Below are 20161 nucleotides of genomic sequence, written 5' to 3'. Positions count from 1 at the left end.
GCAATTATGCTTATGAAAAATCTGTTGCTGTTATTGCTGGCAAGCACCTGCTGGATGCTGCGCCCTGCCCGCGGTCAAAACCCCAATCTGCCCAATGTTGTGATACTCGCAACGGGCGGGACGATTGCCGGGGCAGGGGAATCCAGCGTGGGAACGGCTTACACGGCCGGGAAGCTTCCGATCGATGACCTGTTGAATGCTGTGCCCGAAGCCCGGAAGATCGCCAACCTGCGCGGCGAACAAATCGCCAGCGTAGGCAGCCAGGCCATGCACGACAGCGTGTGGCTGAAGCTGGCCCACCGCATCAACGAGCTGGTGAAGCGTAGCGATGTAGACGGGATCGTGATCACGCACGGGACCGACACAGAGGGCGAAACCGGGTATTTTCTGCAACTCACCGTCAAAACCACCAAACCCGTGGTGCTGGTAGGCGCGATGCGTTCCGCAACGGCGCTCTCGGCCGACGGCCCCCTGAATCTTTACAACGGCATCGTGGTGGCGGCGAATAAAACTTCGGCAGACCGGGGCGTGCTCGTGGCGATGAATGATTACATCTATTCCGCCCGCGACGTTACCAAGACCAATACCACCAACGTTTCCACCTTCCAGGCGCCGAACACCGGGCCGCTGGGCGTGGTGATGGACGGGAAAGTGGAATTTTATCACCGCCTCATCCGCAAGCATACCCACGAAACCGTGTTCGATGTTTCCGGCGTGAATTCTTTGCCAAAAGTAGATATCTTGTACGGATATGCGAATACCAACCCCGTGCTGGTAGACGCGCTGGTAAAGGATCGTGTAGCCGGGATCGTAATCGCCGGGGTGGGTAACGGCAACCTTTATCCCACCGTGGAAGCGAAAGTGAAACAGATTACCCGGCAGGGAATTATGGTAGTGCGCTCCAACCGCACCGGCAGCGGACGTGTGTTGCTGAATGCGGAAACCGACGATTCGGCGCTGGGCACGATTGCGGCAGACGACCTCAATCCGCAGAAAGCCCGCATCCTGTTGCAACTGGCGTTATTGAAAACGAAAGATCCGAAGCAAATCCAGCAAATGTTTTTCGAGTATTAATCCTCCCCTTTATAACATTCAACGTAAAACGAAAACATGATCTGGATTCAATTTGCTATTCTCCTTGTGGCCATCCTCATCGGCGCCCGCATGAAAGGCATTGGCCTTGGCGTAATGGGCATGATGGCCCTCGCCCTGTACCTTTTCGTATTCCGCATGCGGCCCGCCGAGCCGCCCATCGACGTGATGCTGATCATCCTCGCCGTTGTTTCCACCGCCGCCACCATGCAGGCAGCAGGCGGGATGGATTACCTCGTGCGCATCGCCGAGAAAATCCTCCGCAGCAAACCTTCCATGATCACGCTGCTGGGACCGCTGGTGACTTTCTGCTTCACGCTCTTCGCCGGAACGGCGCACATCACGTATTCGCTCCTTCCGATTATTGCGGAAGTGGCGACGAAGAAGCGCATCCGGCCGGAGAGGCCCTGAGCATCTCGGTGGTGGCCTCGCACCTCGGCATTACGGCCAGTCCTATTTCCGCGGCTACCGCGGCCATGATCACGATTTTGGCAGGGCAGATCGAACTGGTGCAGATCCTGAAAGTATGTATCCCCGCGTGCCTGGTCGGTATCCTGGCCGGCGTGGCGGTGGTGTGGAAGAAAGGAAAGGAGCTGGAGAAGGATCCCGTTTTCCTGGAAAAGATGAAAGATCCTGAATTCGCGAAGGAGATCGATGCGCATTCCGCTTCGGACGACGCCCCGCTGAAGCCGGGCGCCAAAATATCCGTGATCATTTTCGCGATAGCGGTGTTGCTGATCGTACTGGTAGGTGCGTTCCCGAACCTCCTGCCATCGTTTGAGCCCGGCGCGGCCAATCTTTCCGTCAACGCCAACGGCACCATCAAAATGGCGGCGGTAATTGAACTGGTCATGCTGGGCGCCGCGGCGCTGATGCTGCTGTTCACCAAAACCGCCACAACCGACGTTGCCAAGGCCAGCCTGTTTACCGCGGGTGCACAGGCAGTGATTTCGATCTTCGGCGTGGTGTGGATGAGTGCTACTTTCATGGAAGCTAATTCCGCCACCATCGAAGGAGCCCTGGGCGATATGGTGAAAGCCGCGCCCTGGACGTTCGCCATCGCATTGTTCATCCTCAGCATGCTGCTATTCAGCCAGGCCGCCACTACCAAAGCGCTCATGCCGCTGGGGGTACTGCTGGGCATTTCGCCGCAGCATCTCGTGGCTATGTTCCCGGCTACCAACGGCGACTTCGTGCTGCCGGGATATCCCACGCTGCTGGCCGCTATCAACTTCGACCGTACCGGCAGTACCTACATCGGTAAATATCTCATCAACCATAGTTTCATGATACCGGGCCTCGTCGCGGTTTCGGTGACCGTGGCCTCGGGGTTCCTGTTTGCCCACCTATTCTGGTAGCACCCTAAAATTTCCATTGTATGACAAAAAGCTGTACCCTTCTATGGCCCCTGCTGATGGTCCCTGCCGCGCTTCTGGCGCAGGTACAGGAAAGACAGATGGACGATACCACGGTGATGAGCGAGCCGCTGATACCCGTCAGCAAGCAGTCTTTATTGTCCAATGTGGATGTAATTGCGAACATGCAGATGTCGTTCCAGAACGAATTTGAGGAAGGAACGTACCAGCGCTCCCGGTTCGTCATGAACCAGTTCAGGCTGGAAATCCGCGGTAAGGTGCACGACAAGGTCTACTTCCGCTTCCGCGACCGGTACACCCGCGGCGTGGTGCCGCAGTCGATCGATAACATCAGCCGCAGTACCGACCTCGCATTTCTCCGGTTCGACGTAAACAGTTCCTGGAGCATTTACGCCGGTAAGATGTGCGCGGACTGGGGAGGGTACGAGTTCGACGCCAACCCTATCGAGATTTACGAGTATTCCGACATTATAGAATACGCCGACAATTTCCTGGTAGGCGCGGGCGTTTCTTATATGCTGCCCGATAATGAAAATCAATTCACTTTCCAGGTGTTGAACAGCCGCACGGCGAGTTTCAATGAACTGTACGATACCCTGGTGCTGCCGGGCGTCAGGTCGGCGAGGTTTCCCTTTGCCGGGGTGCTGAACTGGAGGGGCAATTTCGGAAAATTCAATACGCTCTGGTCGTATTCCCTGTTCCGGGAAGCCGAAGACGAATACATGAACTACCTCGCGTTGGGGAACCAGTTCGCCACGAAGAAGTTCCAGATTCAATACGATTTCAAATGGAGCCGCGAAGCGCTGGACCGCAAAGGAATCATTTCGAGCATCACCGACAATGCAGGCATCAAACACGCCTACCGCGCCCGGTACATGAGCCATTGGGTACGGATGGACTGGCATTTGTCGTCCAAAGTAAATCTGTTTGTGGTGGGGATGATGGACGATGCGTACTGGAGCCCCAAGGGTACGAGCCTGCCGGATAATGCCAGCACGGTTAAAATGCGGACGGCCTGGGGATATATTCCCGGGGTGGAAGTGTATCCTTTTAAGAATTTGAATCTCAAAGTGTTCGGAACATTTATCGGTAGGAAGTACGTGTATACCGATTACGCGAAATCGAATTTCGGCAGCGTGAACACGGATAATTACCGGGCATCCATTGGTATTATCAGCCCTTTGGTCATCTTATAATTTACAAGCGGGTCCCGAGCGCGGGCGGTATTTCAGCGGACAAACACACGCCGTTTGCAGGAGGGATCCGTTTATCTTTGCCACAAAATGAACCAACTTTCATGAGCTACACTGTACCTGCGGCCACAACGATCGGCCATGTGCACCTGAAGGTTTCCGACCTTCAGCGCTCCCTCGATTTCTATTGCGGATTACTGGGATTTGAACTGATGACGAAGTTCGGCGACCAGGCGGCTTTCATTTCCGCCGGCGGCTACCATCATCATATCGGGCTCAACACCTGGCACAGTAAAGGCATGCCGCCCGCTCCGGAGCATGCCGCGGGCCTCTATCATGTGGCGATCCTATACCCGACCCGGAAAGACCTGGCGGAGATTTACAAAAGGCTCACCGGCGCAGGCGTTGCCTTCACCGGATTCGCGGACCATGGCGTGTCGGAAGCCCTGTACCTCAATGACCCGGATCTCAACGGGCTGGAACTGTACTGGGACCGCCCGCGCGATCAGTGGCCCAAAGACGAAAACGGGGAATTTACCATGTACACCCACCGCCTCAACCTCAGCGACCTGCTGCAGGAATTGAACGGATAACCTACCGCTTTTTCAATTTATCCTGCGTGTTTTCTATCGCTTCTTCGATGGAATGCGATTTTTTGATGTCGAGATGCAGCTTGGTGTCTTCCGCGAGTTTCGAGTAGAACTTGTGGAGGGTATTAAGCTCTTCTTCCGACAGTTCCTCGATGTCGATCAGGCGGTTGCTGGCTGCTTTTGTACAGGCGATGAGCTCGTTGAGCTTTAACTGGATCGATTTGGAATCCTTGTTCTGCGATTTCTGGATGATAAATACCATCAGGAACGTTATAATGGTGGTACCTGTATTGATGACGAGCTGCCAGGTATCGGAAAACGCGAACAGCGGGCCGGTTATGGCCCACATGAGGATGACGGAGAAAGCGACGGTAAAAGCCCAGGGGCTGCCGGTAGCGGATACGACTTTGCCGGCGAACCGCTCGAAAAACGGGACCTTTTTTTCTCCCTTCTCGTTCATAACCAAATGATTAGTAATTAATATTCAGCAGGCGGAGTTTATTGTAAAGGGTTTTCCTGTCAATATTGAGTAACTGCGCGGCCTTCGTTTTGTTATACTTCACTTCCTTCAGCACGTTGATGATTTTGTTGTATTCCGCCTTGAGCGCTACCGATTTAAGGTCGTTATCGTCGAGAAGGGGAAGATTGGGCTCGTCCTGCTGGTTGGCCGGCGCGGTTTCGGGCGCGGCGGCAGCGGGTTGGCGCATCATCTTGCCCGCTTTCATTTCCAGGGGCAACGCGGCCACGGAGATTTCCTTGCCCGCGGGTGTGAGCAGGCTGGCGCGGCGGATCACGTTTTTGAGCTCGCGGATGTTGCCCGGCCAATCGTAATTCCGGAAACATTCCCAGACTTCCTCGCTGAGCGCGGCTTCGGGCTTGTTCAGCTCTTTGCCGGCCTGGGATAGGAAGGCGTCCACGAAGGAGCGCAGGTCTTCGTCGCCCCGTTCGCGGAGCGGCGGGATATGGATGGTGAATTCGTTGAAACGGTGGAAAAGATCTTCCCGGAATTTGCCTTTCTGCACGGCTTCGAAGAGGTTTTCGTTGGAAGCCACAATCAGCCTGACGTCTACCGCTATTTCCTTCATGCTTCCCACGCGGCGGATTTGTTTTTCCTGGATCACGCGGAGGAGGGCGACTTGAACATCGTACGGGAGGTTGGCGATTTCGTCGAGGAAGATGGTGCCGCCATGCGCCTGTTCGAATGCGCCGATTTTGGTGCCGATAGCTCCGGTGAAGGATCCTTTTTCGTGGCCGAAAAGTTCACTGGCCGCCAGCTCGCGGGAAAGGGCCCCGCAGTCGATTGCGATGAAGGGCTGACTTTTGCGGCTGCTATGGTCATGTATGAGATGGGCCACCGATTCCTTACCGGTACCGGTTTCGCCGAAGATGATCACGCTGTAGTCGGTGGGCGCCACGAGGGTGAGCTCGCGGATCAGCTGGCGGGAGGGCTCGCTTTCGCCATAAACGTATTGTCCGCCGTTTTGGGTGCCGCCCGAGGGCTGCGGGCGGTGAGGGGCATCTGCCGCGGGGGCGGCGGGGGCCGCCTGGGCGGGCTGGGGGGCGGGGGAACCGGGGTGTTCCAGCGCCTTATTCACCAGAGCCAGGATCTCGTCGGGATATAAAGGCTTGGAAATGTAGTCGTAAGCGCCGTTTTTCACCATGTCTACCGCGATGCGGACGTCGCTGTAGCCGGTTATAATGATCACGACGGTTTGCGGGCTGAGGGCCCGGATATCGTTCAGCAACTGCGCGCCGTCAGTGTCTTTCAGGCGGTAGTCGCACAGAATCAGGTCGAAAGGAGTTTCTTTCAGCATTTTCAGCGCCTGGGCGCCGGTCATCGTACTTTCTGTCTTAAAGCCATGCTTGCCCAGGAACCGGCTGAGCAGGGTACAAATGTTTATTTCATCATCAACAATGAGGATACGCTTCATACTTGAATATGTTGGACGGATATTAAATTTACAACTAATTATGCATACTGGATTTCAAACCTGATTTCTTCATTTCAAACAGAATCTCGGTTAACTCCCCCACATTGAATGGCTTAGGCAGAAAATGAGCCGCACCGGAGGTCAGGGCTTTCTGTTTTTCCATCCCATTGTCGTAAGCACTGATCGATATCACAGGTAAATCAGGATAATCCGCTTTTATCTGCGGCAAAATGTCGAGGCCCGACCCGTCAGGGAGATGGATATCCAGAAACAGCACGTCGGGCTTTTGCTGGCGCAGGAACTGCAATCCATCTTTCAAAGCATGTACATATTTTACCTTGTACCCATGCTTCGTCAGGCTTAACTGTAAAAGTTGACAAATATCCGGTTCGTCGTCAATAATTAAAATCAAATCTCCCATGGCGTCTATTTTATTTACCGGGAAAAACATCTGCCACTAGTTCCTCCGGATGTTACTGTCATTTAACAGTAATCCTGCAAACAGTCTGCCGGATATTTTTAGTTGTTCCAACAGGTATATCTGTGGACTTTCCTCCACGAATTTAACGGGTTATTTCCACATAATGGCCAGCCTTTCTCCCGCGAAAGCCGCTTCCCCGGCCGGATGGCACGCGTGGTATAGTAATTGATCTTTTTCCATCAGAGTCATTTACTTCATCCAAAAACGCTATCGTATGAATTCTTTGCAATTGAAAGGTGCCTGGAATGAAATTAAAGGCAAATTGAAACAGCAGTACGGTGATCTGACCGACGACGATCTGACTTATGTGGAAGGAAAGGAAGACGAATTGCTGGGAAGGCTTCAACAGAAGCTCGGCAAATCGAAAGAGGAAGTGAAAAAGCTGATCGATGATTTGTAAGCCGCGCACTACGGATTATACTTTTATCATAGCTGTTGTTTTAGTTATTGGCAACTCGTGGTTTTAACATGCAGTTAAAGCATCATTAAAACCGTAAAGCTTGCCAGCTGTCCTGCATCATCTGATGCGGGACAGCTTTTTAAATCTTCAAAAAACGTATTATCATAGATTGATCCATTGTAAGTAGCATTCATCCAGTTTGTAACCGTTTTTGATCATCCTGCTCATAAAGAAAGTTCCGGCACTGAACCAGCCGGAACTTTCTGTTTTATGGATATGTTGGACAGGACCGCTATCCTTTGTTGACGGTTTCGAGGTCGCGCAGGTAGCGGATCTTATCGTGCGAACTTTTGAGCCGCATGCGTTGCTCGGAAATCATCTGGCGAACTTCCGGCGGGAGAAAGTCATGGTCGAGCGCTGTATTGTAGGATTTCTGGGCGGCGTCTTCGCCGTATTCGCAGGTGGCGAGGATCGACCGGCGGTCTGCTCCTCCGAAAGATACTTTAACGTCCATCCAGGTGCGATACAATTTACCGGCGAAAGTGGAGTCGCGCTCGCGTTCTTCGCCCAGGCTGCGGAGGTATTTATTGAGCTCGGTGGTGAAGCGTTTGCTGTCGGCCACCATATCGTCGAAGAGTTCCTTCAGGTCGAGGTCATCGGTTTGCAGGCGGGCTTTGTTATATCCCTCAATCCGGTCGTTATTGATCTTAACCAGGTCTTCCACGACTGCTGCCGTTTTTTGCAGGTGTTCCATGATTACTTGTTTTGGTGGGTGATTAAAAAATGATATGGTTTCATACGAAGTTGTCCAAAAACGTTGCCATGCGCGATTCAGCGGAGACGCGGCGGGGCTTTGCTGATGGTTCGCCCCTCATGGGGGAAGCGCATCCACATCGGTTGTGGTATAAATTTCCGGTGAACGCCTGGATACGGTTGATTCGGCGCTGGCATGCTTTTTACATGATTTATCATGAACCAAACAATCATTGATATGAATTCCTTACTGTATCTCATTGCCGTGATTCTGATCATCGGCTGGCTTCTGGGGTTTTTCGTGTATTCCGCCGGAGGCCTGATCCACGCGTTACTCGTGCTGGCCATCATCGCCATCCTGATCAATATCATCAGAGGCAGGGCTGCATAATATTCATTCATCAGCCCCACATACAAAAAGCAGGATTCATGGATGTTGAAAATTTCCATTTATCCTGCTTTTTGCGTTAATTCAGGGAATGAACGCGATCCTTTTATTCCTAGCCCTTCATTTTCAACACGCCGATTATCCGATGTTGGTGACAGATCAGGCCCGGCACCGGGTTTTGATTGTTAACGCACCTTCCGGCCAGGTGATCCGCGAATGGAACGCGGCTGATATCCGCGAAGCGCACCGCAAATGGTTCCGCAATCCCAGCGAGGTGAAATTCTCCCGCGACGGAAGATATATCCTTACCTGCGCCTCCGGCGGCGGCGCGGCCATCATCCGCTGCATCGACGCCAAATCAGTTTGGTACGACTCCGTGGGCGGCAATCCCCATTCTATCGACATCGCGCCCTACAATACCGCCGTAGTGGCTTCCAGCACGGGGAACACCTATACCGTCTTCCGTTACGACACCACTTCCGCACCTTATCAACAAGGCCGGCCACGGAAAGCGGTCTTCGCGCCCGATGCCCATGCCGTCAATTTTTACAATGGCAATTTCTACATCGCCGGCAGCAACCACATCTGGATCTGCGGTTTCCGGGAGGGTAATCCCGGCGGCGTGGCGGAAGTGGCGGCCTATAAAACCGTCAAAATTCCTGGCCGCGGCGCCCACGACATGATCTACGGCTCCCGTGACGGTGTTTTCTACCTCACAATGGTCGATACGTTACTCGAATTCCACACGAAAGACAATTCCTTCCACGCCGTTGCCGGTAAAATCCAGCGCAATATCAAGAGCTTCTCCGAAAGCCCGGATAATATTTTGCCCAATACCGTCACTGTTCCCCAGGAGCAATGGTGGACCGACGAAGTGCAGGACCAGCAAGGGAATGTCCTCCTGAAGCTTCCCGGCGCGAAAATCTACAAAGCCCGCTGGCTGCGGGGCTTCGTAAACATGGAAACGAGGATCAACGCAAAAGGGGACACGGTGATGTTCAAAAAATGGTAAAACCTAATTCGCGGGCAACGTAATAATAAATGTAGTGCCTTCGCCCAGGATGCTCTCCACCTGGATGTGGCCTTTGTGATTGATAATGATGTTTTGGGTAGAGGTGAGCCCCAGCCCGGTGCCTTTCGTTTTAGAAGTGAAGAAAGGATCGAACAGGCGGGCTTTGTTCTCTTCGGGGATGCCCATGCCATTGTCCGTAATCCGGATGGTGGCTGTTTTCCCTTCTACAGCCGTGTGGATCGTAAGCACGCCTTTGCCGGGTGTCATGGCTTCGATGGCGTTAATGAAAATGTTCAGCAGGGCGATGTTCATCTTTTCCACGTCGGCCGTAATCATCGCCTGTTGCGGCGCGAAATCTTCCTCCAGCCTGATACCGTTGAGTTTCAACCGGTCCATTGCCAGCGAAAGCGCGCTATGGATCAGGGTAGTGAGATCATGTTCGAGGAGGTGCAGCTCCATCATGCGGGTGGATTGCAGCAGTTCGGTCACCAGTTGGTTGATGCGCGTGCAATTGCGTTCGATGATATCGAGATAGAGCGTGGTGTCTTCCAGGCTGGTGGATTCTTCTCCGCGGAACTGCCCCACGGCCAGGATGATATTGGTGAGCGGATTGCGGACCTCATGCGCGATCACACGGGCGATGCGCCCCGAAATCACGAACTTTTCCTGTTGCCTTTTCTCCTGTTCCTCCCGTTTTTTGTCGGTAATATCCTCCGCTACGCACAGGAAAGTGCCCAGCTGTTCATCGAGCTTGTTGGCGTTGACGAGCACGGAAATCTTCCGGCCGGATTTTTCACGGAAAGTAAACTCCTGCTGCACGATGGCGTCTTCGGTACAAATCTCATCCATGAAACGCTTGCATTCCGATTCGAGGAAGAACAGGTCTCTCATGTTCATCGTCAGCAAATCTTCCCGGGAGTGAGCGAGCTTCTTGCGGGCGTTGGGATTGGCGTCGATGATATTCATATCGCAGTCGGCCAGGATGATGATATCGTGGCTTTTCTCGAAAATGCCGAAATATTTGCGTTCGTTTTCCGCGATGGCGCGTAGGTGTTTGAATTCCGTGATGCCATAACGGATAGCGCGCTCCAGCTCGGGCCCGGTGATGTCTCCTTTCACGAGATAGTCGGTGGCCCCGGCGATCATCGCTTCATTATCGATGGCGTAATCGCCTTTGCCGGTGAGCATAATCACGGGGGCTTCATACCCGATTTCCTGGAAATGTCGGAGAATATCGATACCGGTGTGCATGCCCAGGCGGTAATCCACGAGGTACAGTTCGTGTTCCCGCTTCCCGATGGCTTCAAGGGCTTTGTCGTAAGTGGATGCCCAGGTAAGCTCATACTGATCTGCAGCCACATCCTGTAAAACAGTGCTGACGAGGAAGAAATCATCTTCGTCATCGTCGACCATCAGGATGCGTTTACGTTTTTCTTTCATAATCTGTCAATGGTATTCCAGTTTCAGAGCAAGAAACATGCTCAAAAATCAGTCTTCCCGCATTTGTTTCAGTGGAAGGGTGATAATAAAAGCAGCGCCATTGCCCGGAGAGCCTTCTGCGGAGATGTAGCCCTGGTGGGCTTCCACGATTTTTTTGCAGATGGCCAGCCCGATGCCGGTGCCTTTGTATTCGCTGACGCCATGCAGGCGCTGAAAGATGAGGAAAATGCGGTCGGCGTACGCGGGATCGAACCCGATGCCGTTGTCCTGAACCCGGATGCGCAGGTATTTTTCCGCGGCTTTTTTCTCACTGGGTACGCCGGCCTCGTAGCCGGTGAGGGTTTCGCCGGTAATGCGGATGAGCAGCGGGCGCTCCGGCGCGGCGAATTTAATGCTGTTGGAAAGGATGTTTTGGAACAATTGGTGCAAACCGGTGTCAGAGCCTTCGATAACGGGCAGCGGATCGGTCTGGACGGCGCCTTTCTTATCCTGGAGAGGCACGTCGAGGTCGCCGAGTACGTCGCGGAGCAGCTCGTTGAGGTTTATTTCGGCGATGGTGTCGGGCGTGATGCGGCCGGCGCGGGAGAAAATCAGGAGGTCGTTGATCAGCACCCGCATGCGGCCTACGGCGGAAACCATGCGATCTACCAGTTGCCCCGCTTCGGGGGGATTTCGTCGCGGTATTTGAGCAACAGCCGGTCGGAGAAGGTGGATATTTTGCGGAGGGGCTCCTGGAGGTCGTGGGAGGCAACGTAAGCGAATTGTTCCAGCTCCTGGTTGGATTTGTTGAGCAGGTTGATGTTTTCCTGCAGCTCCCGCTGGTAGCTGCGCATCCTGGACTCGATGTGCAGCTGGAGACGGAACTCGCGGTTGAGCGTAACATATGAATAGATGCCGATGATGATGGCGATCAGGGAAATGATGAACACCACCGGGATCCAGAGGTTGGAGAAGAAGGTAAAGGCCCTTGATTTTTCAGTGAGCTGCGCTTCTTCGATGTTGATCATGTCCTGCATTTTGCGGTCGATCTGGTCCATCGACAATTCGCCTTCCTTGACCGAGATGCTGCCGCTGGACGGGCGGGCGCCGGCGAGGAGTTGTCCGTATTTGATGTCGAGGAGGCGTTTGAGGGTGTCGAGATTTTTTTGCTGGGGGGGATCATCGATGACCTGCCGGAGCTTGCGGTATTCCTTTTCGATCTTTACACTGCGTTCGGACATGCTGGGGTGGAGGAATTCCTGTTGATGGGTGATGTTGTACCCGCGGATGGCGGCCTCGGCGTCTTTCAGGTGGCGGGAAATGAGCTCCAGGCGTTTGGAGACTTCCACGGCATGCTGGAGGCGCGAAGCGTTGTGCATGAGGTTTTTGGCGATGAGGTACGACACCACGCTGGCGCCGATGATCGCGGTAAACGCGATAAAAAATCCCACCCTGATCTTTTTATGTATGCTGATGTGCATTTCCTTCAAACTGTTTATGGATGCCGGTTTTGGATGTGCAAGATTTTCTACATACTGAAAACTCCCTTCTACAGGAAACCGGTACAAAGATGTGTGAAATCCCACCGATCATTCCCCCAAATTACGAAAACCCCCGCATTCAAATAGGCGCGCCGATAATCCTAACGCATTCCTGTGGCTACTGATATTGTTGTTGCTCCTCTATCCGCAAAACATGTGCCCCGGTGTTGGAATGCTGTTTGGACATAAAAAAGAAAGAACGTTAAACCTTAAAATCATCCGGCATGAAAAACGAGAACGACAAGAACCCCCGCCCGAACCCGGCCGCGCCGGGCGTGCAGCCACCCGATGAAAACCGCGGACAGGGCGGCGGACAACCCAAACCGGGCCTGGGACAAGAACCGGATAAGCAAAACCCGGACATCCCGCAGGAAATCCCCAAACGGGAGATTGACCGCAAACCCAGCGACCCGCAATCGGAGCCTGAGCAAGGCCCCCGCCAGGACAAACCCGAAAAAGGTCCCCGGCAGGGCGGGCCTGAAAAAGGCGACAAGGTACATAAACCCGATATTCCGGAAAGCGAAGAAAACAACGACGTGCAGGAGAAATCCCCCGATATCGTCGGACAGCAACGCATGGAAGATGAAAGCATCATCGACAAACGCGACCGCTTCCCGTTTCCTAACAAATAAACCCGAAAAACCTCAAGCATTATGGCAACAAAAAACACCAGGACGACCGCTTCCCGGAACGGCGCTTCCGCAAAATCAAACGGCCGCAGCAATGGCGCGGCGAAGAAAGCTGCTGCAACCCGCAAACCTGCTGCGCGCAATGGCGATATGGAATCTTCTCCATTCCACCAGCTGTTCATGGACGAACTGAAGGACATTTACTGGGCCGAAAAGCACCTCGTGAAAGCGCTTCCTAAAATGCAGAAAGCCGCTACTACGGCCGAGCTGGTAGATGCGTTCGCCGAGCACCTGGAAGCTACTAAAGGGCATGTAAGCCGTCTTGAAGAAATATTCGACCTGATGGGCGCCCGGGCCATAGGCAAGAAATGCGATGCCATGGAAGGCCTCGTAGCCGAAGCACAGGAACTAATCAGTGAAGAAGATCCGGGCTCCGTGCTCGACGCCGGCCTTATCATCGCCGCGCAGAAAGTGGAACACTACGAAATCGCGTCTTACGGCAGTCTCAGAACCCTCGCCACGAGAATGGGGCATACCGAAGCCGCCAACATACTCGAACAAACGCTGGACGAAGAAAAGGAAACAGATTCCCTCCTCACCCAAATCGCCGAGACCAAGGTGAACGAGGAAGCGTTGGCGGAAGACTGATGCGCCAACGGTTGGAGGGCCGCTTTCATGTTTGCAAGGAACATGGAAACGGCCCTTTTAATTGTTGAACCCCGATCGATCGTGTAAAAAACATCTGGTATGCAGAAGTCGAACAAGAAGAAAACACTCCGTCCGCCACAACGGCAGCGCCGCCAACCGGGGATAGAGCATAAAATGACCCCGCTCCCCGACGCGCAGCCCCGGTCCCCTGCCGCCGGCAGGCTCCAGGATAAAGTGGCGCTCATCACCGGGGGCGACAGCGGGATCGGACGGGCCATCGCATTCGCTTTCGCCGAACAAGGCGCCCACGTCGCTATCGCTTACCTCAATGAAACGGAGGACGCCGATGCCACCGCACAAGGCGTGCTGGAACGGGGGCGCGAGGCGCTCCTCATCCCGGGAGACATCAGTAAGGAACGGCATTGCGATAAAATCGTGAAGCAAACGGTGAGGAAATTCGGGAAGATCGATATCCTGGTGAATAACGCCGCGGTGCAGTTCCCACAGAAAAAGTTCGGGGATATTACGGCAGAACAGCTTTTACGGACATTTTCCGTCAACATATTCTCCCATTTCTACCTTACGCGCTTCGCTTTGCCCCACATTCCCCGCGGCGGCAGCATCATCAACACCACTTCGGTTACCGCCTACCGCGGCAGCGCGCACCTGGTCGATTATGCCGCCACCAAAGGCGCTATCGTGTCGTTTACGCGTTCATTGTCGTCGATGCTTGCCGATAAGGGCATCCGGGTGAATGGCGTGGCCCCCGGGCCCATCTGGACGCCCCTCATTCCGGCCACATTCCCGGCGGATCATGTGGCCAACTTTGGGTCCGATGTACCGCTCAAGCGCGCTGGCGAGCCCGCCGAAGTAGCGGGCTGTTATGTTTTCCTGGCTTCCGCGGAAGCGAATTATATCACTGGTCAAATCCTGCACCCCAATGGTGGAGAAATTGTTAACGGCTGACGCGCCCGCCGTGGCACAGGCCGCCCGCTTACGGTATGTGAACCCCGCATCGCCGGGCATTGCGAGGCATCGCATGCGCGGCGGTTTTTATTACACCGACGCCCAGGGAAAGCGGATTTCGGATGAGGAAACGCTCCGCCGCATCAGGGGCCTCGTGCTCCCGCCCGCCTGGGAAGATGTTTGGATCTGCCCCCATGCCAACGGGCATCTGCAGGCTACGGGCACCGATGCACTCGGGCGACGGCAATACCGCTACCATACCCGATGGGCGGAAGTCCGTAACGAAACCAAGTTCTACCGCCTGCTCGCCTTCGGGAAAGTGCTGCCGAAAATCCGACGCCAGGTAACGAAGGATCTCCGCCGCCGCGAGCTCGATCTGCCGCGCGTGTGCGCCATCGCGATGCGCGTGATGGAAGAAACCCTCATGCGCGTGGGCAACGCGGAATATGAAAAAAAGTACAATTCCTACGGCCTCACCACCTTGCGTAATAAACACGTGCAATTCAACGGCAACGCCGCGCTGTTCCGCTTCAAAGGGAAAAAAGGCGTGGAACACAAGATTGAATTGCGCCACGCCGCCTTGTCGCGGCTCCTGCGCAAGGTGCGCGACATCCCCGGCCAGGAACTTTTTCAATACTACGAAAACAAGGAAGTGAAAAGCCTCGATTCCGGCGCGCTCAATGATTACCTGAAAAACATCACCGGCGAAGATTTTACCTGTAAAGACCTCCGCACCTGGGCGGGAACCCTCGAAGCCCTGCACCTCCTTTCCGCCTGTGAGGCGGCCGCGTCCCAGGCCGAATGCAAGCGCAAAATCGTGGAAGTACTGGACCAGGTAGCCCGGAAACTGGGGAATACCCGCGCGGTGTGTAAAAAATACTACGTCCACCCCGCGCTCACGGAACTCTACGAAAGCGGCGCATTGGGGAAATACTCAGGGCAAAATGTGGACGAAAAACTACTGTTGAAAATCCTTAAAGATCATCATACACCAAAACGGCGGCGCCTTTAGCAGGCGCCGCCGTTCTTTTCATGTGCATTTCATGCATCACAGTCCGCCGAAGATCAATTGTTCTTCACGATCCTCGACCGGTATCTTTTGCAGGAATTCGTCAAAACCCGCCTCGTCGTGCGAGGAATACGCGCCGTAAGCATCCAATACATAGCCCTTTTTGCCGTTTTTGTCTTCCAACAGGTATAATACCGAGTTGTCGGAAGGGTCAGACTCGCCCTCGAAACGGTACGTTTTAATGATCAGCAGATCGCCGGGATTGTAGATCTCATCGCCTTCTACAGGCTGCATCCTGCCGTGATCACTCATCTTGAATTCATTGTCGTATCCTTTCGAATGGAGCTTCGCCATTACTTGCGAGAGGGTATTCATCTCAGTGGGTTTATCTGATCTCAGGTTTTCCATAAAAGTCGTTTTTAGTTACTATTCAAAATCCAAATCACATGCCACTGCTGCAAAAAATGGCCTGATTGTTGGCAGAATAGGATTAGCGATCAAATTCTTACAAAGCAAATTCCCCCGATAGTTATGCATATGAAGAAACAAGGCCGTCCCGTTCCCGGGACGGTTTTTTTATGCAACACAGGTGGTATAATGATTGTTGTACAGTAAGACTAAACCCATTCCGTTATGAGAGCAATATGGTCAGGCAGTATCGGCTTCGGCCTTGTCAACATTCCCGTTAAATTGTATAGCGCCATCCAGGAAAGCCGGCTGGACCTGGATATGCTGGATAAGAAAGATCATTCCAGGATCCGGTTCCAGCGCGTTAACGAGAAAACGGGGAAGGAAGTAGCGTGGGAAAATATCGTCAAAGCGTACAATTACAACGACAAATATATTGTACTCGATGAGCATGATTACGAGGACGCGAGCCCGAAGAAGAGCAAGATCATCGAAATATCGTCATTTACCGGAACGGATGAGATCGATGCCGTGTATTTCGAGACGGCGTATTTCATAGAACCGGATAAGGGCGGCGGGAAGGCCTACCAATTGTTGTTGAAAACGTTGGAAAAGACGCGGAAAGTGGGAGTGGCGCTTTTCGTGCTGCGGACGCAGGAACACCTCGCAGTGGTGCGGGCCAATGGCGATTATCTCATGCTGCACCGGCTTCGTTTCGGGGAAGAAGTGAGAGCACCCGATGAATTGAAACTACCGGATAAAGCAACCATTCCCAAAAAGGAACTGGACATGGCCGTGAAACTGGTAGAAAGCTACACCGAAACCTTCGACATTTCCGCTTACAAGGATACTTACCACGAAGAACTGATGCGCATCATCAAAGCGAAAGCCTCCGGCAAGCGCGCCGTGGTGAAGAAGATGAAGGTAACAAGTACGAAAGGGACCGATCTTTTCGAACAGCTGAAAGCCAGCCTGGGATCTAAAAAACGCGTATCATGAGCTTAGCGAAATACAAGCAGAAAAGGGATTTTAAACAAACGCGCGAGCCCGCAGCCGGCAAAGCCGCGAAGGACGAAAAGCACATTTTCGTGATACAGCGGCATCACGCCACGCGCCTCCATTACGACTTCCGCCTGGAAATGGACGGCGTCCTGAAAAGCTGGGCGGTGCCGAAGGGGCCGTCGCTCAACCCTTCGGATAAGCGGCTGGCCATGGAAGTGGAGGATCATCCCTACGATTATAAAGACTTCCAGGGCGAAATTCCGCCGGGGAACTATGGCGCCGGCTATGTGTATATCTGGGATAAGGGAACATACGAGCTGCTCGAATCCAACGGCAAACCATTTGACAAGGAGGCGCTGCGCGAATGGAAATCCGGCAGCCTGAAAGTGGTGCTGCACGGTAAAAAGTTGAAAGGAGAATTCGCGCTGGTAAAGATGCAGAACGGCCGGGACGAGAATGCCTGGCTGCTCATCAAGCACAACGATAAATACGCCGTACACGATCCCTACGACAGCGAGGATCATACACCCAAATCGGTTATCAACAAGCTAAAAGGTCCGCAGAATACGAAGCCTGAGGCCAAAGCCGGGGCTAAGAAGGCTGCTGCACCGAAAAAGGCAGCGACAAAAAAAGCGGCTTCTCCGAAAAAGGCAGCTGCAAAAAAAGCCGTACCGAAAAAAGCCGCCGCATCAACCGGTAAAAAAAAGCCCAGGAAGGTGAACCGATGAAGGAATTCTACAAGCCGATGCTCGCTACGCTCGTAGACGCGCCTTTCGACCGCCCCGGCTGGATTTTCGAGACGAAGTGGGACGGATACCGCGCCATTGCCCAGGTAGAAGACGGGGAGGCTGCATTATATTCGCGCAATAAGTTGTCTTTCAATGAAATATATGCGCCGGTCGTTGCCGCTGTAGAGAGGATTCCCCACAACGTTGTGCTCGATGGAGAGGTAATCATCCCCGGGAAAGGTGGAAAATCCGATTTCCAGGCGCTGCAGAACTTCAAAACCACCCGCAAAGGCAAGCTCACGTACGTAGTTTTCGACCTGCTATACCTCGACGGGCATTCGCTGGAAGACCTCACCCTGCTGGAAAGGAAAACCTTGTTGAAGCAGATCGTTGATCAGCTGGGCGATCCTGCGGTGAAGTTTTCCGGGCATGTGGAAGGGAAAGGGATACAGCAGTTTGAAAAAGCACGGAAAGCCGGCTGGGAAGGAGTGATCGCCAAGAATGGCGGAAGCACCTATGCAGAGGGGGGCCGTTCTCTCAACTGGCTCAAAGTGAAAGTACTCAACCGCCAGGAAGCCGTCATCTGCGGGTTCACGGCGCCGCGCGGCAGCCGCAAGAATATCGGCGCACTCATTCTCGGCGTCTATGAAAACGGCGCGATGCGGTACATCGGTCATTGCGGAGGTGGCTTCAACGAAACAGGGCTCAAAGATCTTCACACCAAACTCCAGCCGCTGGTGACGAACACGTCTCCTTTCAAGGGAAAAATCAAAACGAACATGCCCGTTACCTGGTTGAAACCACAACTGGTGTGTGAAGTGAAATTCTCCGAATGGACCAACAACGGCCACCTGCGCCAACCGATCTTCATCGCCCTGCGCGACGATAAGCCCGCCAAATCCGTTATCCGTGAAAAGCCGCGCCACGCGCCGGCGTCAAAACCTGTAGATATGAAAGGATCCGCCAAAAAAGAAACCGCCGCGCCGGCCGAAAAGGAAAGGGTGCTCAAATTGAACGGGAAGAGCGTTACGCTTACCAATCAGCAGAAAATTTACTGGCCCAACGAAAAGATCACGAAGGGCGCGCTGGTGGATTATTACCTGTCGGTGGCGGAAGTGATCCTCCCGCATCTGAAAGACCGTGCCCTCAGCCTGAACCGCTTCCCGAACGGCATCGCCGGGCCGAATTTTTTCCAGAAGGACCTTGACCTGGAATCAGTCCCTTCGTGGCTGAAGACCGCCCAGGTATGGTCGGAATCTTCTAACCGCACGATCGATTACCTCGTTTGCAACAACGAAGCCACGCTCGCCTGGATGGTGAACCTCGGTTGCATAGAAATCAATCCCTGGCTGTCGCGGTTCCGGAAGCCCGAGTATCCTGATTTCATCGTCATCGACCTCGATCCTAACGATATCGCTTTCGAACATGTGATAACAACGGCGATCGAAGTGCGGAAGGTGCTGGAGTCCCGGGGAATTGATTCTTTTGTAAAGACTTCCGGCTCGCGGGGGATGCACATCTATATTCCCACCGGCGCCAAACACCCGTTCGATACCTGCAAGCTGTTTGCGGAGTTCGTGGCTACGGAAGTGAATGCACGGCTGCCCGAAACCACGAGCATCATTCGCACGAAATCCAAACGGAAAGAGATGGTATACATCGACTTCCTCCAGAACCGGTCGGGGCAAACCGTTGCAGCTCCCTATTCCGTCCGCCCGAAGCCTGGCGCTACCGTTTCCGCGCCGCTGGAATGGAAGGAAGTGACGAAAAAACTGCGAATGGAAGATTACCACATGGGCAACATCGGGAAAAGACTGGACAAAAAGGGCGACCTGTGGGCCAATATCCTCACCGCCAAGAACGATCTGAAGGCCATACTGAAAGTCACGGAAGGGTAATGATAAACGGCTGTGGGATTGCATTTTGTTAAAAATAGGGGTAAGAATCCGGTGCAATGGCATGCCAATTGAATTGGTAACCGTGTAAATGCCGGCAACGGCGATTCTTCACCAAATCCGCAATCCTATGGCTAGAGCCGAACAATCCTCGATACTCAGGCTGGTTTGGGTATACAGCTTCATCATCACGGCCGTGTGCGTGGCACTCGCCGGGATTTTTTACCTGACACATTGGTTCTCCGACTTATGGACGGGCTATATTATTAACGGCATTATCTTTCTTGGGGTCATGCTGTCCGTCATTCACGCCAATAGTACGCTGGGCGGAGCGGCTTCGCTGTATCAGCTCGGGCTGACCGGCCTAATCACGACTTTGCTGGCCACCATCATGGTGGCGAGCGTGACCCTGCTTTTCCATCTCATCACGGTGCCCACCGATCCGGCGACGTTGAATACAACGATGGAAGAAGCGCGCATCAACGAATACAGTGTACAAACGAGGCAGGGCTTCTGGATCTTTATGGTCACGAATATCGTGTTCGCGAATTTTACACTGGGTGTATTGGGCACGGTGATCGGTGCCATCTCCGTTAAACGGAACCAGAAAACAGAAGACGCCGGTTAGGCGGAAAGAATAGCATCAACGGGAACGGACCGGGAAGGGCATTGCCTGACCCGGTTTTTTTGCGCTACATTT

Annotated in this window: 22 protein-coding genes and 1 pseudogene; 15 read left to right on the top strand and 8 right to left on the bottom strand. The window is 53.6% G+C overall.

Going from position 1 to position 20161, the window contains the following annotated elements; translation table 11 throughout:
* The first annotated feature begins 12 nt into the window (after window positions 1–12).
* From WJU16_RS12845 to WJU16_RS12825, 4 genes and pseudogenes are all read left to right on the top strand, one after another.
* Window positions 13–1074: a type II asparaginase gene (locus WJU16_RS12845; protein WP_341833901.1), complete on the top strand. Its 1062-nt coding sequence runs from the start codon at window positions 13–15 to the stop codon at window positions 1072–1074.
* A gap of 36 nt (window positions 1075–1110) precedes the next feature.
* Window positions 1111–2450: pseudogene (locus tag WJU16_RS12835) on the top strand (anaerobic C4-dicarboxylate transporter family protein).
* 20 nt (window positions 2451–2470) lie between these two features.
* Window positions 2471–3664 carry a porin gene (locus WJU16_RS12830; RefSeq protein WP_341833898.1) on the top strand — a complete coding sequence of 398 codons (1194 nt, stop codon included), beginning with the start codon at window positions 2471–2473 and terminating at the stop codon, window positions 3662–3664.
* Between the two features lie 101 nt (window positions 3665–3765).
* Entirely contained in the window at window positions 3766–4254 is a 489-nt protein-coding gene (locus WJU16_RS12825) for a VOC family protein (RefSeq protein ID WP_341833897.1), read from the top strand.
* A 1-nt stretch (window position 4255) separates the two neighbouring features.
* On the opposite strand, the gene WJU16_RS12820 is transcribed toward WJU16_RS12825, so the two are convergent.
* From WJU16_RS12820 to WJU16_RS12810, 3 genes are read right to left on the bottom strand one after another with little or no spacing between them, the layout of a single operon-like run.
* Window positions 4256–4711, bottom strand: coding sequence for a low affinity iron permease family protein (locus WJU16_RS12820; protein ID WP_341833896.1), 456 nt, complete (start codon window positions 4709–4711; stop codon window positions 4256–4258).
* Between the two features lie 10 nt (window positions 4712–4721).
* Complete coding sequence (locus WJU16_RS12815) at window positions 4722–6182, bottom strand: sigma-54 dependent transcriptional regulator (protein ID WP_341833895.1); 1461 nt, start codon at window positions 6180–6182, stop codon at window positions 4722–4724.
* Window positions 6183–6216: 34 nt separating this feature from the next.
* Window positions 6217–6603 carry a response regulator gene (locus WJU16_RS12810; RefSeq protein WP_341833894.1) on the bottom strand — a complete coding sequence of 129 codons (387 nt, stop codon included), beginning with the start codon at window positions 6601–6603 and terminating at the stop codon, window positions 6217–6219.
* Between the two features lie 274 nt (window positions 6604–6877).
* Between WJU16_RS12810 and WJU16_RS12805 the strand changes: the two genes are divergently transcribed.
* Complete coding sequence (locus tag WJU16_RS12805) at window positions 6878–7063, top strand: CsbD family protein (protein ID WP_298713926.1); 186 nt, start codon at window positions 6878–6880, stop codon at window positions 7061–7063.
* 292 nt (window positions 7064–7355) lie between these two features.
* Here the strand turns inward: WJU16_RS12805 and WJU16_RS12800 are convergent, their stop codons facing one another.
* Window positions 7356–7817, bottom strand: a complete 462-nt coding sequence (locus WJU16_RS12800; RefSeq protein WP_341833893.1) for a PA2169 family four-helix-bundle protein — start codon at window positions 7815–7817, stop codon at window positions 7356–7358.
* A gap of 237 nt (window positions 7818–8054) precedes the next feature.
* Here WJU16_RS12800 and WJU16_RS12795 point away from each other — a divergent pair, with 237 nt between their 5' ends.
* Window positions 8055–8207 (top strand): lmo0937 family membrane protein, encoded by a 153-nt coding sequence (locus WJU16_RS12795; protein WP_109695608.1) that lies wholly within the window; start codon window positions 8055–8057, stop codon window positions 8205–8207.
* Between the two features lie 88 nt (window positions 8208–8295).
* Window positions 8296–9216 (top strand): DUF6528 family protein, encoded by a 921-nt coding sequence (locus WJU16_RS12790; protein WP_341833892.1) that lies wholly within the window; start codon window positions 8296–8298, stop codon window positions 9214–9216.
* Between the two features lie 3 nt (window positions 9217–9219).
* Here the strand turns inward: WJU16_RS12790 and WJU16_RS12785 are convergent, their stop codons facing one another.
* The 3 genes from WJU16_RS12785 to WJU16_RS12775 are packed head-to-tail and all read right to left on the bottom strand — an operon-like array spanning window position 9220 to window position 12116.
* Window positions 9220–10656, bottom strand: coding sequence for an ATP-binding protein (locus WJU16_RS12785; RefSeq protein WP_341833891.1), 1437 nt, complete (start codon window positions 10654–10656; stop codon window positions 9220–9222).
* A gap of 48 nt (window positions 10657–10704) precedes the next feature.
* A complete protein-coding gene (locus WJU16_RS12780) occupies window positions 10705–11295 on the bottom strand; it encodes an ATP-binding protein (RefSeq protein WP_341833890.1) in 591 nt (196 codons plus the stop codon).
* 5 nt (window positions 11296–11300) lie between these two features.
* Window positions 11301–12116, bottom strand: coding sequence for a CHASE3 domain-containing protein (locus WJU16_RS12775; RefSeq protein WP_341833889.1), 816 nt, complete (start codon window positions 12114–12116; stop codon window positions 11301–11303).
* A 284-nt stretch (window positions 12117–12400) separates the two neighbouring features.
* Here WJU16_RS12775 and WJU16_RS12770 point away from each other — a divergent pair, with 284 nt between their 5' ends.
* The 4 genes from WJU16_RS12770 (at window position 12401) to WJU16_RS12755 (ending at window position 15431) form a co-directional block, all read left to right on the top strand.
* Window positions 12401–12808: a hypothetical protein gene (locus tag WJU16_RS12770; RefSeq protein WP_341833888.1), complete on the top strand. Its 408-nt coding sequence runs from the start codon at window positions 12401–12403 to the stop codon at window positions 12806–12808.
* A 21-nt stretch (window positions 12809–12829) separates the two neighbouring features.
* Window positions 12830–13453, top strand: coding sequence for a ferritin-like domain-containing protein (locus WJU16_RS12765; protein ID WP_341833887.1), 624 nt, complete (start codon window positions 12830–12832; stop codon window positions 13451–13453).
* Window positions 13454–13552: 99 nt separating this feature from the next.
* Window positions 13553–14419 carry an SDR family oxidoreductase gene (locus tag WJU16_RS12760; RefSeq protein WP_341833886.1) on the top strand — a complete coding sequence of 289 codons (867 nt, stop codon included), beginning with the start codon at window positions 13553–13555 and terminating at the stop codon, window positions 14417–14419.
* On the top strand, window positions 14394–15431 hold the full coding sequence (locus tag WJU16_RS12755; RefSeq protein ID WP_341833885.1) for a DNA topoisomerase IB: 1038 nt from the start codon (window positions 14394–14396) through the stop codon (window positions 15429–15431). The genes WJU16_RS12760 and WJU16_RS12755 overlap by 26 nt, the downstream gene beginning before the upstream one ends.
* Window positions 15432–15467: 36 nt before the next feature.
* Here WJU16_RS12755 and WJU16_RS12750 read toward each other — a convergent pair whose 3' ends face one another.
* Window positions 15468–15836 (bottom strand): hypothetical protein, encoded by a 369-nt coding sequence (locus WJU16_RS12750; protein WP_341833884.1) that lies wholly within the window; start codon window positions 15834–15836, stop codon window positions 15468–15470.
* Window positions 15837–16061: 225 nt separating this feature from the next.
* On the opposite strand from WJU16_RS12750, the gene WJU16_RS12745 reads away from it, so the two are divergent.
* From WJU16_RS12745 to WJU16_RS12730, 4 genes are all read left to right on the top strand, one after another.
* Window positions 16062–16835: a Ku protein gene (locus tag WJU16_RS12745; RefSeq protein WP_341833883.1), complete on the top strand. Its 774-nt coding sequence runs from the start codon at window positions 16062–16064 to the stop codon at window positions 16833–16835.
* Window positions 16832–17566 (top strand): DNA polymerase ligase N-terminal domain-containing protein, encoded by a 735-nt coding sequence (locus WJU16_RS12740; protein WP_341833882.1) that lies wholly within the window; start codon window positions 16832–16834, stop codon window positions 17564–17566. Before WJU16_RS12745 ends, WJU16_RS12740 begins: the two co-directional genes overlap by 4 nt.
* Entirely contained in the window at window positions 17563–19464 is a 1902-nt protein-coding gene (gene ligD, locus WJU16_RS12735) for a DNA ligase D (RefSeq protein WP_341833881.1), read from the top strand. The genes WJU16_RS12740 and ligD overlap by 4 nt, the downstream gene beginning before the upstream one ends.
* A gap of 127 nt (window positions 19465–19591) precedes the next feature.
* The gene (locus tag WJU16_RS12730) at window positions 19592–20089 is read left to right on the top strand and encodes a hypothetical protein (protein ID WP_341833880.1); all 498 of its coding nucleotides are present in this window, start codon (window positions 19592–19594) and stop codon (window positions 20087–20089) included.
* Window positions 20090–20161: the final 72 nt, after the last annotated feature.

Origin of the sequence: Chitinophaga pollutisoli, from assembly GCF_038396755.1 — a bacterium.
Taxonomy (GTDB): domain Bacteria; phylum Bacteroidota; class Bacteroidia; order Chitinophagales; family Chitinophagaceae; genus Chitinophaga; species Chitinophaga pollutisoli.
Note: the sequence above shows the minus strand (reverse complement) of the source record. Positions and strands in the feature narration are given on the sequence as shown.